The following is a 13,783-nucleotide window of genomic DNA, read 5'->3' on the forward strand; positions in this document are numbered from 1 at the left end:
CGGTGGCCGACGGCGCCGCCGCCTTGCGCGACCTGCCCTGGGTGGAGCTGCGGGCCCAGCGGGTGGAGCGCTGGGTGTTCGAGCACATCGGCGGGGCCGCCCCGGATGTCGTCGTGCTCGACCCGCCGCGCGCCGGCGCGGGCAAAGAGGTGATCGGCGCCGTCACCGCCAGTGGGCCCGCGCGGATCGTCCACGTCGGCTGCGATCCCGCCGCGTTCGCGCGCGACCTCGGCTTGTATCAGGCCGCGGGCTACCGGCTGACCGATCTGCGTGCCTTCGACGCCTTCCCCGCGACGCACCACGTGGAATGCCTGGCGCTGCTGCGGCGCTGAGCGGTCAGTCCTCGTAGACCGGTGGCCTGCGGTCCCGGCGGGCGCGCATCGCCTCGTCGAAATTGCCGGTGGTGAGGCGCACGTAGAGCTGAGCCGTGCCTTCGTGCTGCATGTGTGACTCGAAGCCGGCCGCCTCCATACCGCTCCACAGCATGCGCTTGGTGAGCTCGGTGCCGACCCGGCTGTAGCCGATGATGCGTTCGGCCAGGTCGTAGCACGTGCCCAGCAGTTCAGGACCCGGAACCGCGCGCGAGACCAGACCGATGCGCTCGGCTTCGGTCGCGTCGACGTCGCGGCCGGACAGCATGATCTCGAACGCGCGCGACGCGCCCACGGCGCGGGGCAGTAGATAGCTGAGCCCCAGTTCGGCCGAGGTCAGGCCGTTGTTGATGCCCGCGGCGCGGAAATACGCGTCCTCGGCGGCGAGCCGGATGTCGGCGCCGACGGCCAGGCACAGCCCGCCGCCGATGGCCGCGCCGTTGACCGCGGCGATCACCGGCTGGTGCATCCGCCGCAGCGTGATCAACACGTCGTTGAGCAGATCCATCGAACGCCGCGCTACGCTGGTGACGGTCAGCCCGGCGACGTTCGGCACCTTTCCCGCGCCGGTCAGGTCGGCTCCCGAGCAGAAACCGTGTCCCGCGCCGGTCAGCACGACGACCCGCACGTCGTTGTCGGCGCGCACCTGCTCCAGCGCCTCGCGCAGCGGAATCATCACGTCGAACGCCATCGCGTTCATCCGTTCGGGCCGATTGAGCGTCACCAGGGCGATGTGCGGCCGCGGTGTGTCGATGAGCACGAATGACATGCGACCTCCCGATCGGTGACGACCTCAATATAGGCACGGTGGGACCCGCGCGACGACGAAATCGAGCGCGCCGCCGCGGGATCCGAGCCGGGGCGCCGGATCGGCCAATTAGAGTCACCGCCATGACCGTGTACGCAATTGCCCAACTGAAGTTCACCGATCGCGCCGCCTACGATCGCTACCAGGCGCGCTTCCTGGACGTCTTCCTCCGCTACTCCGGCACGCTGCTGGCCGCCGACGAGTCCCCGCAGACCATCGAGGGCGTCACCGACCGCGAGAAGGTGGTCCTGATGTCCTTCCCCGACGAACCGTCCTTCCGCGCCTGGGCCGAATCGCCGGAATATCAAGAGATCTCGAAGGATCGGCACGCCGGAGCGGATACGGTCAGCCTGCTGGTGCGCGGTCTCGGTCACGGTTCGTGAACGCGGACCCCGCGGGACCCGCCGTCAGTCCAACTGCCAGGTGATGCGGATGCCCGCGGAAATCTCGCTCTCGCCGAGCTCGACCGGGATCGCGGCGGCGCGGTAGGCCTCCATCGGAGCCGACATGGACTGCGCGCGCGGCACCGGCGGCGCGGAGGCGGTGTTCTCGGTGATCTCCACGACCTTGCCGAGCGTTCGCTGCGCGCGCCGCGCGTACTGCTCGGCCTTGGCGAGGGCGTTCTCCCATGCGGCGTCGCGGGCGCGGGTGAGCAGGGCCTCCTGGTCGGCGAAGGTGAGGACGAGTCCACCGAGGCGGACGTCGTCACCGCCCGCCTCGACGCAGTTGGCGACGACGGTGCCGGGCGCGGGATCGGCGTCCTCGCCGACCTCGCGCAACGCGATCGTCAGCGATGTGCTCGCGAGGTATCCCGTGATGCGGTTGCCCTGCCCCTCGGTCCACACGGTCTCGGTCTGCACCGACAGTCCGCTGGTGGCGATGTCCGAGCCGTCCACGCCGTCGGAGCGCAGCGACCGCGCGACCGCGGCGACACGCTCACCGGCCCGGCTGTAGGCGAGCGCGACCTTGCTCGCCCGCGATTCGACCGAGATGGTCACCCGCATCAGGTCGGGGGTGGCGCGGGCGGTGCCGTGCCCGTAGGTCGTGACGGTGCCCGCGCGCGAATCGGTCTTCTTGCCCACAACGTCTCCTCGTCGCTCGCTGTCGATGCGTACCGCACCATCGTGCCTGCTTCGAGGGGTGGCGCGGCGGTCCTCGCTCGGCGTCAGGCTCCGGGGCGAGTCGCTCCGGGTGGACGCCGCCGCCGATCCGCGCCACCACCCGGATTCGCTTCCCGGCGAGGCCACTTGCTCGGCCCGGTCCACCTTGTCACTCCGTCCGGGTACCGTATGTCGAGGCTCACATTTCGACGCCAGGTCGGTTGGTGTGATCGTTCTCGTGCGGGAGCATCAGCCGCCGCTCCGTAGACTGATCGGATCAGATGCGCTATCCGGAGGGAGCTAGTTCAGGTGGGAGTGCTTTCCCGGGTCGACACGCCCGATGATCTGCGCCGGCTGACCGTGCCGCAAGTGCGCGAGCTGGCGGAGGAGATCCGCGAGTTCCTGGTGCGCAAAGTCGCCGCGACCGGCGGGCACCTCGGTCCGAACCTCGGTGTGGTCGAACTCACCATCGCGCTGCATCGGATCTTCGACTCACCGGCCGACCCGTTGATCTTCGACACCGGGCACCAGGCCTACGTGCACAAGATCCTGACCGGGCGCAAGGATCAGTTCGACTCGCTGCGCAAGCAGGGCGGCCTGTCCGGCTACCCCAGCAGAGCGGAGAGCGCCCACGACTGGGTGGAGTCCTCGCACGCCTCCGCTGCGTTGTCCTACGCCGACGGTCTGGCGAAGGCGTTCGCGCTGAGCGGGCAGGACCGGCACGTGGTGGCGGTCGTCGGCGACGGCGCGCTCACCGGCGGCATGTGCTGGGAGGCGCTCAACAACATCGCCGCCGCCCCGGACCGCCCGGTGGTCGTCGTGGTCAACGACAACGGCCGCTCCTACGCGCCCACCATCGGCGGCCTGGCCGAACGGCTGACGGCGCTGCGCACCCAGCCCGCCTACGAGCACGCCCTCGACGCGGGCAAGCGCATCCTGAAGAGCATTCCGCGGGTGGGGGAATCGGCGTACTCGATGGTGCACGCGGTGAAGGCGGGCATCAAGGACGCGGTGAGCCCGCAGGAACTGTTCAGCGACCTCGGCCTCAAGTACGTAGGGCCGGTGGACGGCCACGACGTCGTCGCCCTGGAGTCCGCGCTGCGCCGGGCCAAGGACTTCGGCGGACCCGTCGTGGTGCACGCGGTGACGCAGAAGGGCCGCGGCTACGCGCCCGCCGAGAACCATGTCGCCGACCAGATGCACGCCTGCGACCCCATTGATCCGCTGACCGGCGTCCCCGTCGGCGGTCCGAAGGCGCGCGGCTGGACCTCGGTGTTCTCCGAGGAGCTGATCGAGCAGGCCGAGCGCCGCGCCGACATCGTCGCCATCACCGCGGCGATGCCGGGCCCGACCGGACTGGCCCCGTTCGGCGAGCGCTTCCCCGACCGGATGTTCGACGTCGGCATCGCCGAACAGCACGCCATGGCCTCCGCCGCGGGGCTCGCGCTCGGCGGCATGCATCCGGTGGTGGCGATCTACTCGACGTTCCTCAACCGCGCCTTCGACCAGTTGCTGATGGACGTGGCACTGCTGAAGCAGCCGGTCACCGTGGTGCTGGACCGCGCGGGCATCACCGGTTCCGACGGCGCCAGCCACAACGGCATGTGGGACCTTTCGGTCCTCGGGATCATCCCCGGCATCCGGGTCGCCGCTCCGCGCGACGCCGCGACACTGCGGGAGGAACTGGCCGAGGCGCTGGCCGTCAACGACGGGCCGACCGCGCTGCGTTTCCCGAAAGGGAGCGTGGCCGAGGACATCTCGGCGGTCGAGCGACTCGACGGCATCGACGTGCTGCGGATGGCGGAGCCGGAGGGCGGCTCGGTGCAGGCGGTGCGCGGCGATGTCCTGCTCGTCGCGGTGGGGTCCTTCGCCGGTGCGGCCCTGGAAGCGGCGAACCTGCTCGATTCCGAAGGGATCTCGGTCACCGTGCTCGACCCGCGCTGGGTACTGCCGGTCTCCGACACCCTGCTGAAGCTCGCGGAGAACTACCGGATGGTGGTCACGCTGGAGGACGGTGGTCTGCACGGCGGCATCGGCTCCACGGTGTCGGCTCGCCTGCGCAATTCGGGGCTGGACATCCCGGCCCGCGACCTCGGTGTTCCGCAGCAGTTCCTCGACCATGCCGCACGCGGCGAAGTGCACGCCGAACTCGGCCTCACCGGTCCGGATATCGCCCGGCGGATCAGCGGGTGGCTCGCCGCTCGCTGACGCCGGAGGCGAGCGGGGGCTAGTCCGACGGCGGCAGCGCCGCGGCCAGCCGCGCGACGGCCAGCTCTCGTTGCCATGGCCGGGCGCCGCCGGACTTCAGGAATCCGTCGACGGCGGAGGGTTCGACCGCGGCGTAGTCGGGCAGCCCGTCCCAGCACAGGCGGCGCACCAGGTCCGGCGCGAGCAAGTTCTCCACCGGGATCGAGTGCTCGGTCGACAGGTCACCCATGGCGGCTCGTGCCCGGGTCAGGCGCGCCGCCGCGGCAGGATCACGGCGCTCCCAGCGGTTGACCGGCGGCGGGCCGTCGAACGGCTGGGTGAGCGGGGGCAGGTCGCTGTCCGGCAAGGTGCGGCCGCGTTCGATCGCGGCGAGCCATTCGCGGGAGTACCGGCGCTGACGTGGCCCGCCGAATACCGGCAGGGTGCGCAACTGCGCGATGTTTCTGGGCTCCGCGGTGGCCGCGGCGATGATCGCGGCATCCGGCAGGATGCGAGCGGGCGCCACATCGCGGGCGCGGGCCAGCGCGTCCCGGGCGGTCCACAACTCGCGCACCACCGCGAGCTGCCTGGTGCGGCGCAGCGTGTGGATGCCCGAGGTGCGCCGCCAGCGCTCTGCCTTCGGCGCGGGCGGGTCCAAGGTGCGAATGTGCTCGAATTCCTGTGCCGCCCAATCCATTTTGCCCTGCTCGTCGAGAGCTTCGGCCACGGCGTCGCGCAGTTCCAGCAACAGTTCGACATCCAGGGCGGCGTAGTTCAGCCATTCGGCGGGCAGCGGGCGGGTGGACCAGTCGGCCGCCCCGTGCCCCTTGCGCAGCGCCCTGCCCAGCAGCCGTTCCACCATCGCGGCGAGCCCGACGCGCTCGAAACCCGCGAGGCGTCCGCCCAACTCGGTGTCGAAGAGCCGGGCCGGGCGCAAGCCGAGTTCGGCCAGCCCCGGCAGATCCTGGTCGGCGGAGTGCAGTACCCACTCCAGGCCGTTGATCGCGTCGGCCAGCGGGCCGAGTGCGTCGGTGACCGGGATGGGGTCGATGAGGAACGTGCCCGCGCCCGCGCGGCGCAATTGGATCAGATACGCGCGCGCCGAATAGCGGAATCCGGAGGCGCGCTCTGCGTCCACGGCGAGCGGGCCGGTGCCCGCCACCAGCCGGGCGGCGGCTGCGCTGATCTCGGCGGCGGTGTCCAGTACCGGTGGCACGCCCTCCACCGGCGCGAGCAGCGGCGTCGCGGCCGAGGGTTCGGATTGGTCTGGTACGGACATGGTGTTGAACTCTACGTGCCGACTCTACGGCGCCGCCGTCCTATCGGGGCATAAGTGTGTCGACGGATCGGGCGCGATGTGCCGGGTGGAGCGCGTGACGGTGATTCCGGCGCAGGTCACGCCACACCGGCGGGCGTGCTCAGGGACGATCGCCGGACAAGCCGGGTGGTACCCGCAGCTGGGTCACCCCGGCCGGGGGTAGTCCCGCCGCGTAGGCCAGCACCTCGCAGAACGCCTCCAGGTGCGGGCGCAGATCGGTGGTGACGGGCGTCCACGAGGCGCGTAGTTCCAGCTGATGGGCGCGCGGCGGCCCGGCGATGTCTCCATAGCGCACCGAACTGGTCGAGGTCACCGTGCCGCCCAGCGCGGTGAACGGCTCGGTGCGTGACTCCAGCGCGTCCACCAGCCAGCTCCACGCCACCTCTGGCAGGAGGGGGTCGGTGGCGAGCGCGGCGTCGATGTCGGCCTGGATGTAGGCGACCAAGCGGAGGGTGCCGTGCCAGGTGTCGTCGCCGTCCGGATCGTGCAGCAGGATCAATCTGCCGAACGCGTCGCCTTCGGAATCGATCGGCACGACAGGGGTTTCCGGATGGGCGACCTCGGCGCCGATGGCGTAGGAGTACGGTGCGAGCCGTTGCGGCGGCCGGATGGGCGCGAGCTCGATCCGAGGGTGCACGGTTGCGGTGCCCATCGCCTCGACCGCGGCGCGAAATTGAGCTGGCTCGCCATGAGGTCCCTCGGTCGGTGCGGCGCCGTCGCGGAAGTCGAGCGGTGTCACGACTGCTGACGGTAGACCTTGTGCCCCCCGCGCAGTCGGAGGCGCGCCGCTACGGGCCGGGCGGCGTCTGCGCTGTCATCGCTGCCGCCTCCGCGTCCGCCCTCCTGCCGGGCCCGCATACGATAGCCGTGATGAGCACTCATACCCGCCGCCGGTTGACCGATGCCCCGTTCCTGGCCGCCGCTACCGGCACGACGCCGAGCAGGCGTCCGGTGTGGTTCATGCGCCAGGCCGGACGCTCGCTGCCCGAGTACCGCGAGGTGCGCGCGGGCGTCGGGATGCTCGAGTCCTGCTTCGACCCGGAGCTGGTGTGCGAGATCACCCTCCAGCCGATTCGCAGGCACCAGGTCGACGCGGCGATCTTGTTCTCCGACATCGTCGTTCCGCTCAAAGCGGCGGGGATCGATCTGGACATCGTGCCCGGCGTCGGCCCGGTGGTCGCCGCGCCCGTGCGGACGGTCGACGACGTGCGCGCACTGCCCCGGTTGCGGCCCGAGGAGGTCGGGGCGGTCACCGACGGCGTGCGACTGCTGGTCGACGCGCTGGGGGAGACGCCGCTGATCGGGTTCGCGGGCGCGCCGTTCACCCTGGCCTCCTACCTGGTCGAGGGCGGTCCGAGCAAGAACCACGAGCGCACCAAGGCGATGATGTACGCCGACCCGCAGACCTGGCACGCGCTGCTCGGCGCGCTCACCGACATCACCATCGCGTTCCTGCAAGCCCAGTTGGCGGCCGGTGTGGACGCGGTGCAATTGTTCGATTCCTGGGCGGGTGCGCTCTCGCTGGCCGACTACCGCGATTTCGTGCTCCCGCATTCGGAGCGGGTGTTCGCCGAGATCGCCGAGGCAGGGGTGCCGCGCATCCACTTCGGGGTAGGAACCGGCGAGCTGCTCGGCGCCATGGGCGAGGCGGGCGCCGACGTGGTCGGTGTCGATTGGCGGGTGCCGCTGACCGAGGCCGTCCGCCGCGTCGGGCCCGGAAAGGCGTTGCAGGGCAACCTCGATCCCGCCGTGCTGTTCGCGGGCCCCGCCGCCGTCGAGGCGCATGCCCGGCGGATCGCGCGCGAAGCGGACGAGGCGATCACGCTCGGCGCCACCGGGCACATCTTCAACCTGGGCCACGGGGTGCTCCCGGAGACCGATCCGGGCGTGCTGACCGCCTTGGTGGAACTCGTGCACGAGCTGTAGGGCAACGCGCGGCGGGGAGGCGCGTCCGATCGAGCAGGGTTCCGGGTTCGCAGTGGCCGGTTGCGTCCGGCCCAGGTGGTAGCCGCGTGCGGCGCGGCTGCTGTCGCCGTGGACGCGATGTGTGCCGGGTCATCGGGCGGCCGGCCGTCGGACGGTCGCCGTGGCGGGACACGATACGGTCGAGGCATGCGTATCGCGGTGGTCGGCGGTGGGATCAGCGGACTGGTGGCCGCGTATCGGTTGCGGACGTTGCTCGGCCCGGATGCCGACGTGGTCGTACTCGATCGCGCCGAACGGGTCGGTGGCATCCTCTACACCGGTGAACTGGCCGGAGAGCCATTGGATCTCGGCGCGGAAGCGTTCGTCGGCCGACGGCCGGAGGTACCCGCGGTGCTGCGGGAACTCGGGCTCGAATCGCAGTTGGTGACGCCTGCCGGTCTGCGGCCGCTGCTGTGGTCCTCCGGAGCCGCCCATCCGCTTCCGGAGGGCACGTTGATGGGTATTCCGTCGAACGCCGAGTCGATGCGCGATCTGGTCGACGCCGAGACGCTGCGGCGGATCGCCGCCGAACCCGACCGGCCGCTGAGCTGGGAGCCGGGCTCCGATATCGACGTCTACCAGCTGGTCGCCGACCGCTTCGGCACGCAAGTCGCCGAGCGCAGCGTGGACCCCCTGCTCGGTGGCGTGTACGCGGGAAGCTCCCGATCCATCGGTGTCCGTGCCGCGCTGCCCACCCTCGCCGCCGCGCTGGACAATGGCGCGAGCAGCCTCACCGCCGCCGTCGGCGCCGCGCTGCCACCGCCTTCGAGCGCACCGGTCTTCGGGGCCCTCCGCGACGGGTACCGGGTGCTGCTCGAGGCACTCGCCGAACGCTCCGAGGCGAGGTTTGTCACCGCTACCCCGGTGACGCGTCTGGCCAGGGGACTGCGCGGTTGGGTGGTCGACCCGGTCGGCGCCGTCGACGCGGTGGTGCTCGCTACCCCTGCCCCGGTGACCGCGCGACTGCTGAAGACCGTCGCTCCCGCCGCCGCGGCGGAACTGGCGGGTGTCGAACTCTCCTCGTCGGCGGTGGTCGCGCTGGCGCTGCCCCGCCAGACCGCGCTGCCGCGGAACTCCGGCATCCTGGTCGCCACCGGAGAGCCGCTGCGCGCGAAGGCGTTCACGCTGTCCAGCCGCAAATGGACGCATCTCGCGCGACGCGAAACGGCCCTCGTCCGCGTCTCGTTCGGCAAGTTCGGGGACGACTCGCCGCTGTCGTGGCCCGATGCGGAACTCGTCGCGGCCGCCACCGAAGACCTGGCTGCCGTCACCGGGGCAGCCATCGAGCCGATCGAGGCTGTCGTGCGGCGCTGGCCGGGCGGTCTCGCCCAGTACGCGCCCGGCCATCCGGCCCGCATCGCGGCCGTCGAAGCCGAGGTCGCGGCGCTCGACGGGCTGGCGGTCGCGGGCGCGTACCTGCACGGCGTCGGGGTGCCCGCGTGCGTCGCCTCCGGCACGGCCGCCGCGCAGCGGATCGCGGCGACGGTCGGTGCGGGCAGCGCACGCTGAGTGGACACCGGGTCGCGCCCGCTCGTGCACGCCGGGGCGGTGCGATACCGCCGGTGTGATTTTCCGCTTTTCCCGGGCCTGCTCGGCAATTCCGCTGAAAATGCGCACGAATCGGCGTAATTAAGAACACTTCGCTGGTATGCGGAATCGGGGGAATTCGCCGGTAGCGTGATCGGCATGCAGCTCTCGCACTTCACCGATATCGGTTTGCGCACCATCATGCGGCTGGCGGTCGAGGACGAGAAGAATTCCAGGGTGACCACCAAGCTCATCGCGCGGCAGGTGGGCGCGTCGGAAAAGCATGTGGCCAAAGCGGTTTCCCGGCTGGTCGAGCTGGGCCTGGTGCAGGCACACCGCGGACGATCCGGCGGGCTCTTCATCACCGCGGCCGGGCGCGGCGCGTCGGTCGGTGAGCTGATCCGGGAATTGGAAGGCGACCGCGACGTAGTGCAGTGCGGCGAACCGAATCCGTATCCGTTACTCGGCGCGTGCCGGTTGCGTCGAATTCTCGGTGACGCGAAGAAAGCTTTCTATGCCGAACTGGACCGCTATTCGATAGAGGAATTGGTCACCTCGTCGACCACCGGGTTGCTGCATTTACTCGTCCGACCGACGGCGGATGTTTCCCCTGAGATGAAGGAAGTGTCATGAACCTCGACAGCGTTGTCCGTGCCGAACCGGAACTCGAACCGCGGCACGCCGAGGTCGTCCGCGCGACCCTGCCGCTCGTGGCGGCGAACATCGACCGCATCACGGCGGTGTTCTACCGCACCATGTTCGACGCCCACCCGCAGCTGCTGCGCGACACGTTCAACCGGGGCAATCAGGCACAGGGCAGTCAGCAGCGGGCATTGGCCGCCTCCATCGCCACCTTCGCCACATACCTGGTGGACCCCGCGCTGCCGCACCCGGCCACCATGCTGTCGCGGATCGCGCACAAGCACGCGTCACTCGGGGTGACTGCGGAGCAGTACCGGATCGTGCACGACAACCTGTTCGCCGCCATTGTGGAAGTGCTCGGCGCCGACGTGGTCGACGAGACCGTCGCGGCGGCCTGGGATCGGGTCTACTGGCTGATGGCCGACACCCTGATCGACCAGGAGAAGGGGCTCTACGCCGAGGCGGGCGTGGATTCCGGCGACGTCTTCCGGGATGTGCGCGTCCTGGCGCGTGACGAGGACCCCTCCGGTGTCGCCGTCTTCACCGTCGAGTCGGCGGACCCGGCCACCGAGCTGCCGGGCTTCGTTCCGGGACAGTACGTTTCGGTCGGCGTGCGCCTTCCCGACGGCGCGCGCCAGCTGCGTCAGTACAGCCTGGTCGGGCGGCCGCGCGATGGCGCGCTGTCGTTCGCCGTCAAACGGGTCGAGGCGGCCGATGGCTGCCCGGCGGGCGAGGTGTCCTCGTGGCTGCACCAGCATCTGCGCCCCGGCGACCCGTTGCAGATCACTCTCCCGTTCGGCGATGTCGTCATCGATACCGCCGCGACGACCCCCCTGGTGCTGATCTCCGGCGGAATCGGCGTGACCCCGACGGTCGGCATCCTGGAATACCTCGCCGCTCACGCCCCGTGGCGGCGCACCCTGATCGTGCACGCGGATCGTGGACCGGGGACCCATCCGCTGCGCCATCGGCTCCGGCAACTCGCTACCCGGCTCGAACAGGCCGACGTCGAAATCTGGTACGAGGAACCGGCTCCCGGCGCGCGGCACGGCAGGGTCGATCTCTCGGCACTGAGCCTGCCCGGCGACGCCGACGTCTATGTCTGCGGTCCGCCCATGTTCCTGCGCGATATCCGGCGTCAGCTGCGCGCCGCCGGGATCCCGGACGCCCGGGTGCACATCGAGCAGTTCACGCCCGGCGACGCGGGCGCTCCGGAGCGAGTGGCACGATAGTGCTATGGCGCGACTCGACTATCAAGCTCTCAACTCCACCATCCGCTACCTGATGTTCTCGGTCTTCCAGGTGCAGCCCGGAGTGCTGGGCGAGGACCGGGACGCCGCGACCAAGGAGGCCAAGGCGTTCTTCGACGGTCTCGCGGACCGCGATGTGGTGGTCCGCGGCATCTACGACGTGGCAGGGATGCGCGCCGACGCCGACTTCATGATCTGGACGCACGCCGAGCGGATCGAGGACCTGCAGGCCGTTTACGCCGACTTCCGCCGCACCACCGAGCTGGGCCGGGCCAGCGCGCCGGTCTGGAGCAACGCGGCGCTGCACCGGCCCGCCGAGTTCAACAAGAGCCACATCCCGGCGTTCCTGGCCGGCGAGGAGCCGGGCGCCTACATCTGCGTGTACCCGTTCGTCCGGTCCTACGAGTGGTATCTACTGCCCGACGAGGAACGCCGCCGGATGCTGGCCGAACACGGCAAGGCCGCGCGTGACTACCCGGACGTGCGGGCCAACACCGTCAGCTCGTTCGCGCTCGGCGACTACGAGTGGATCCTGGCGTTCGAGGCGCCCGAACTGCACCGCATCGTCGATTTGATGCGCGATCTGCGGGCCACCGACGCCCGGCGGCACGTGCGCGAGGAGATCCCGTTCTTCACCGGCCCCCGCGTCGAGGTCGAGGAACTGATCGCCGCTCTGCCCTGATGCCGCACCGGACCGCTTGCCCAGAGTTTTCGGGGCATGCGCCGAGCGGCGGGAAGTCCGTACGCTGCCGGTGAGCGTCGGGCTGTTACTCCGCTGCGCTGTCCGAGGGGTGCAGTCGCAGGGCGATGGAGTTGATGCAGTAGCGCTTGTCGGTGGGCGTGCTGTATCCCTCGCCCTCGAACACGTGGCCGAGGTGGCTGTGGCAGTTCGCGCACAGCACTTCGACCCGGTGCATGCCGAGCGAGTCGTCCGACCGGAGAATCACCGCGTCGGACGCCGCCGGATCGAAGAAGGACGGCCAGCCGCAGTGCGAGTCGAACTTCTCGGTGCTGCGGAACAACTCGGCGCCGCAGGCCCGGCACACGTAGACGCCCTCGGTCTTGGTGTCGGTGTACTCGCCGACGAACGGCCGCTCGGTGGCGGCCTCGCGTAGCACCGCGTATTCCTCGGGGTCCAGTTTCACTCGCCATTCCTGCGGCGTGAGCTGAATGCGCGGCGCGGGCAGGGACGTCTCGGCTTCGGAACTCATGGTTCCACGCTAATACGATTCTGCTCCACCGGCGCCGAGCCGTTGTGTGGCCTGGGGGTTTCCGCGGCCGGGGTCGAGTCGGCCGCCGGGACGGGACGCTGCGGCGCCTCGCCGCGCGGGTCCGGCGCGGACCTCATCCACGCGGGATCGATGCCGAACGGCAGCCTGCCTTCCCGCCGCGCGGCCAGATAGCGGTCGCCGAGCACACAGAACACCACGATGAGCAGCAGACCCCAGCCGAAGGTGATGCGCAGGTACTCCAGGTTGCGGCCGATGTGCTGCCAGCGGTCCGACAGCCACTTGTCGTAGCTCATGAACCCGAAGATCGCCAGCCAGGCCGGCCAGTTGCGCAGCACCGAGTTGCGCAGCACCACCGTCATCAGGAACGGGAACAGCATCATCGAGTAGTACATCTGCCCCAGCGAGCTGAGCAGGAACGAGGCGGTCAGCAGCACGCCGGAGGCGGTGCAGACGAAGAACAGCTCGTCCTCGCGGTAGTAGCGGTACAGCAGCCACAGCGAGATCAGCACGAGCACACCGAGCACCACGCGCATACCCCAGGTCAGCCACGGCGGCAGCCCGTAGTACTCGCCGTTGCCGACGATCGCGCTGTTGAAGTAGTCGCGCGATTCGAAGATGTAGGGCGCGGTGCGGGTGAGGAACTTCTCCGGATCCTTCGACAGCGGCCAGGCGATCGCGGTCAACCCCAGCGGCACGCCGAGCGCGGTGACGAACACCTTCCACTGCCCGCGCACGAGCGCGATCAAAAGCAACGGAGCGAGGGTCGGTTTGACCGCGATACTCAATCCGAGCGCGGCGCCCGCCCACAGGTCTCGCCGTTTCAGCAGCAGGTGGATGAAGATCAGCTCCGCCAACAGCACACAGCCGTTGACGTTGGTGAACACGAGTGTGTTGATCACGGTCTCGGACGTGAACATCGCCAGCAGCAGCGCGGGCGCGGCGACCGAGTTCAGCGTGTAGCGGAACAGCCGCAGCAGCAGGTACCAGGCGAGGAGAATCGCGATCGCGTTCAGGGCGATGAACAGCCAGCGCGACTTCTCGTAGTCGATGGCCGCGATCGGCGCGATCAGCAGGGTGCCGCTGGGCGGGTACAGATAATGCGGGTCCACCGAGTCGAAGTTCGCGGTGTACACCGGACGCCCGTTCAAGAAGTCGAGCGATGCCTGGTAGACCGGCCGGTAGTCGTCGGTGATGAAGCCGTTGACAGCCTTGATGAAAACCCGGTTCAGCACGGTCATGACCGCCAGGGGCCAGAGTGCGAACTTGATCACCTCGGCGGTGGTGCGAGCGGTCCGGGGCTCGAGCGGTCGAAGGAACACTGGGGCACGGTACACCGGATCGGTTACCGGCGGTTGGCCGGACCTGCCCGACTCGCCGCTCGTT

Annotated in this window: 13 protein-coding genes and 1 pseudogene; 8 read left to right on the top strand and 6 right to left on the bottom strand. The window is 70.0% G+C overall.

Translation table 11 applies throughout. The features are described from left to right. Positions 1-332 (top strand): annotated as a pseudogene (locus NG1_RS28885) (class I SAM-dependent RNA methyltransferase); the annotation flags it as partial. A 4-nt stretch (positions 333-336) separates the two neighbouring features. On the opposite strand, the gene NG1_RS28890 reads toward NG1_RS28885, so the two are convergent. Further along, positions 337-1,140, bottom strand: coding sequence for an enoyl-CoA hydratase (locus NG1_RS28890; RefSeq protein ID WP_062976040.1), 804 nt, complete (start codon positions 1,138-1,140; stop codon positions 337-339). Positions 1,141-1,262: 122 nt separating this feature from the next. Here NG1_RS28890 and NG1_RS28895 point away from each other — a divergent pair, with 122 nt between their 5' ends. Further along, a complete protein-coding gene (locus NG1_RS28895; RefSeq protein ID WP_062976042.1) occupies positions 1,263-1,562 on the top strand; it encodes a DUF1330 domain-containing protein in 300 nt (99 codons plus the stop codon). A gap of 24 nt (positions 1,563-1,586) precedes the next feature. On the opposite strand, the gene NG1_RS28900 is transcribed toward NG1_RS28895, so the two are convergent. Further along, positions 1,587-2,261 (bottom strand): SIMPL domain-containing protein, encoded by a 675-nt coding sequence (locus tag NG1_RS28900; protein ID WP_062976044.1) that lies wholly within the window; start codon positions 2,259-2,261, stop codon positions 1,587-1,589. Between the two features lie 327 nt (positions 2,262-2,588). On the opposite strand from NG1_RS28900, the gene dxs reads away from it, so the two are divergent. Beyond that, on the top strand, positions 2,589-4,487 hold the full coding sequence (gene dxs / locus NG1_RS28905) for a 1-deoxy-D-xylulose-5-phosphate synthase (RefSeq protein WP_062976046.1): 1,899 nt from the start codon (positions 2,589-2,591) through the stop codon (positions 4,485-4,487). A gap of 19 nt (positions 4,488-4,506) precedes the next feature. Here the strand turns inward: dxs and NG1_RS28910 are convergent, their stop codons facing one another. Further along, positions 4,507-5,745 carry an HRDC domain-containing protein gene (locus NG1_RS28910; protein ID WP_062976048.1) on the bottom strand — a complete coding sequence of 413 codons (1,239 nt, stop codon included), beginning with the start codon at positions 5,743-5,745 and terminating at the stop codon, positions 4,507-4,509. A gap of 139 nt (positions 5,746-5,884) precedes the next feature. After that, positions 5,885-6,523, bottom strand: a complete 639-nt coding sequence (locus NG1_RS28915; protein WP_084499271.1) for a DUF3000 domain-containing protein — start codon at positions 6,521-6,523, stop codon at positions 5,885-5,887. A gap of 131 nt (positions 6,524-6,654) precedes the next feature. On the opposite strand from NG1_RS28915, the gene hemE reads away from it, so the two are divergent. The 5 genes from hemE to hemQ all read left to right on the top strand — a co-directional run bounded on the left by hemE (position 6,655) and on the right by hemQ (position 11,850). Then, positions 6,655-7,710 (top strand): uroporphyrinogen decarboxylase, encoded by a 1,056-nt coding sequence (gene hemE / locus NG1_RS28920; RefSeq protein ID WP_062976050.1) that lies wholly within the window; start codon positions 6,655-6,657, stop codon positions 7,708-7,710. Positions 7,711-7,896: 186 nt separating this feature from the next. Continuing rightward, positions 7,897-9,258 carry a protoporphyrinogen oxidase gene (locus NG1_RS28925; RefSeq protein ID WP_062976051.1) on the top strand — a complete coding sequence of 454 codons (1,362 nt, stop codon included), beginning with the start codon at positions 7,897-7,899 and terminating at the stop codon, positions 9,256-9,258. A gap of 177 nt (positions 9,259-9,435) precedes the next feature. After that, complete coding sequence (locus NG1_RS28930) at positions 9,436-9,909, top strand: RrF2 family transcriptional regulator (RefSeq protein ID WP_062976130.1); 474 nt, start codon at positions 9,436-9,438, stop codon at positions 9,907-9,909. Beyond that, complete coding sequence (locus tag NG1_RS28935; RefSeq protein ID WP_062976053.1) at positions 9,906-11,150, top strand: globin domain-containing protein; 1,245 nt, start codon at positions 9,906-9,908, stop codon at positions 11,148-11,150. Before NG1_RS28930 ends, NG1_RS28935 begins: the two co-directional genes overlap by 4 nt. A gap of 4 nt (positions 11,151-11,154) precedes the next feature. Then, entirely contained in the window at positions 11,155-11,850 is a 696-nt protein-coding gene (hemQ, locus tag NG1_RS28940) for a hydrogen peroxide-dependent heme synthase (RefSeq protein ID WP_062976055.1), read from the top strand. 85 nt (positions 11,851-11,935) lie between these two features. Here hemQ and msrB read toward each other — a convergent pair whose 3' ends face one another. Together msrB and NG1_RS28950 are read right to left on the bottom strand one after the other, a co-directional pair. Continuing rightward, positions 11,936-12,379, bottom strand: a complete 444-nt coding sequence (msrB, locus tag NG1_RS28945) for a peptide-methionine (R)-S-oxide reductase MsrB (RefSeq protein WP_062976057.1) — start codon at positions 12,377-12,379, stop codon at positions 11,936-11,938. Continuing rightward, the gene (locus NG1_RS28950; protein ID WP_245660109.1) at positions 12,376-13,719 is read right to left on the bottom strand and encodes a glycosyltransferase family 87 protein; all 1,344 of its coding nucleotides are present in this window, start codon (positions 13,717-13,719) and stop codon (positions 12,376-12,378) included. Before NG1_RS28950 ends, msrB begins: the two co-directional genes overlap by 4 nt. Positions 13,720-13,783: the final 64 nt, after the last annotated feature.

The sequence above is a fragment of the Nocardia gamkensis NBRC 108242 genome (assembly GCF_001612985.1).
Lineage (GTDB): Bacteria > Actinomycetota > Actinomycetes > Mycobacteriales > Mycobacteriaceae > Nocardia > Nocardia gamkensis.

What these genes read in the sequence shown, in the direction of transcription:
- NG1_RS28890 (WP_062976040.1), bottom strand. Translation starts at nt 1,140, where the DNA reads ATGTCATTCGTGCTCATCGACACACCGCGGCCGCACATCGCCCTGGTG.
- NG1_RS28895 (WP_062976042.1), top strand. Translation starts at nt 1,263, where the DNA reads ATGACCGTGTACGCAATTGCCCAACTGAAGTTCACCGATCGCGCCGCC.
- NG1_RS28910 (WP_062976048.1), bottom strand. Translation starts at nt 5,745, where the DNA reads ATGTCCGTACCAGACCAATCCGAACCCTCGGCCGCGACGCCGCTGCTC.
- NG1_RS28930 (WP_062976130.1), top strand. Translation starts at nt 9,436, where the DNA reads ATGCAGCTCTCGCACTTCACCGATATCGGTTTGCGCACCATCATGCGG.
- hemE (WP_062976050.1), top strand. Translation starts at nt 6,655, where the DNA reads ATGAGCACTCATACCCGCCGCCGGTTGACCGATGCCCCGTTCCTGGCC.
- msrB (WP_062976057.1), bottom strand. Translation starts at nt 12,379, where the DNA reads ATGAGTTCCGAAGCCGAGACGTCCCTGCCCGCGCCGCGCATTCAGCTC.
- hemQ (WP_062976055.1), top strand. Translation starts at nt 11,155, where the DNA reads ATGGCGCGACTCGACTATCAAGCTCTCAACTCCACCATCCGCTACCTG.
- NG1_RS28935 (WP_062976053.1), top strand. Translation starts at nt 9,906, where the DNA reads ATGAACCTCGACAGCGTTGTCCGTGCCGAACCGGAACTCGAACCGCGG.
- NG1_RS28925 (WP_062976051.1), top strand. Translation starts at nt 7,897, where the DNA reads ATGCGTATCGCGGTGGTCGGCGGTGGGATCAGCGGACTGGTGGCCGCG.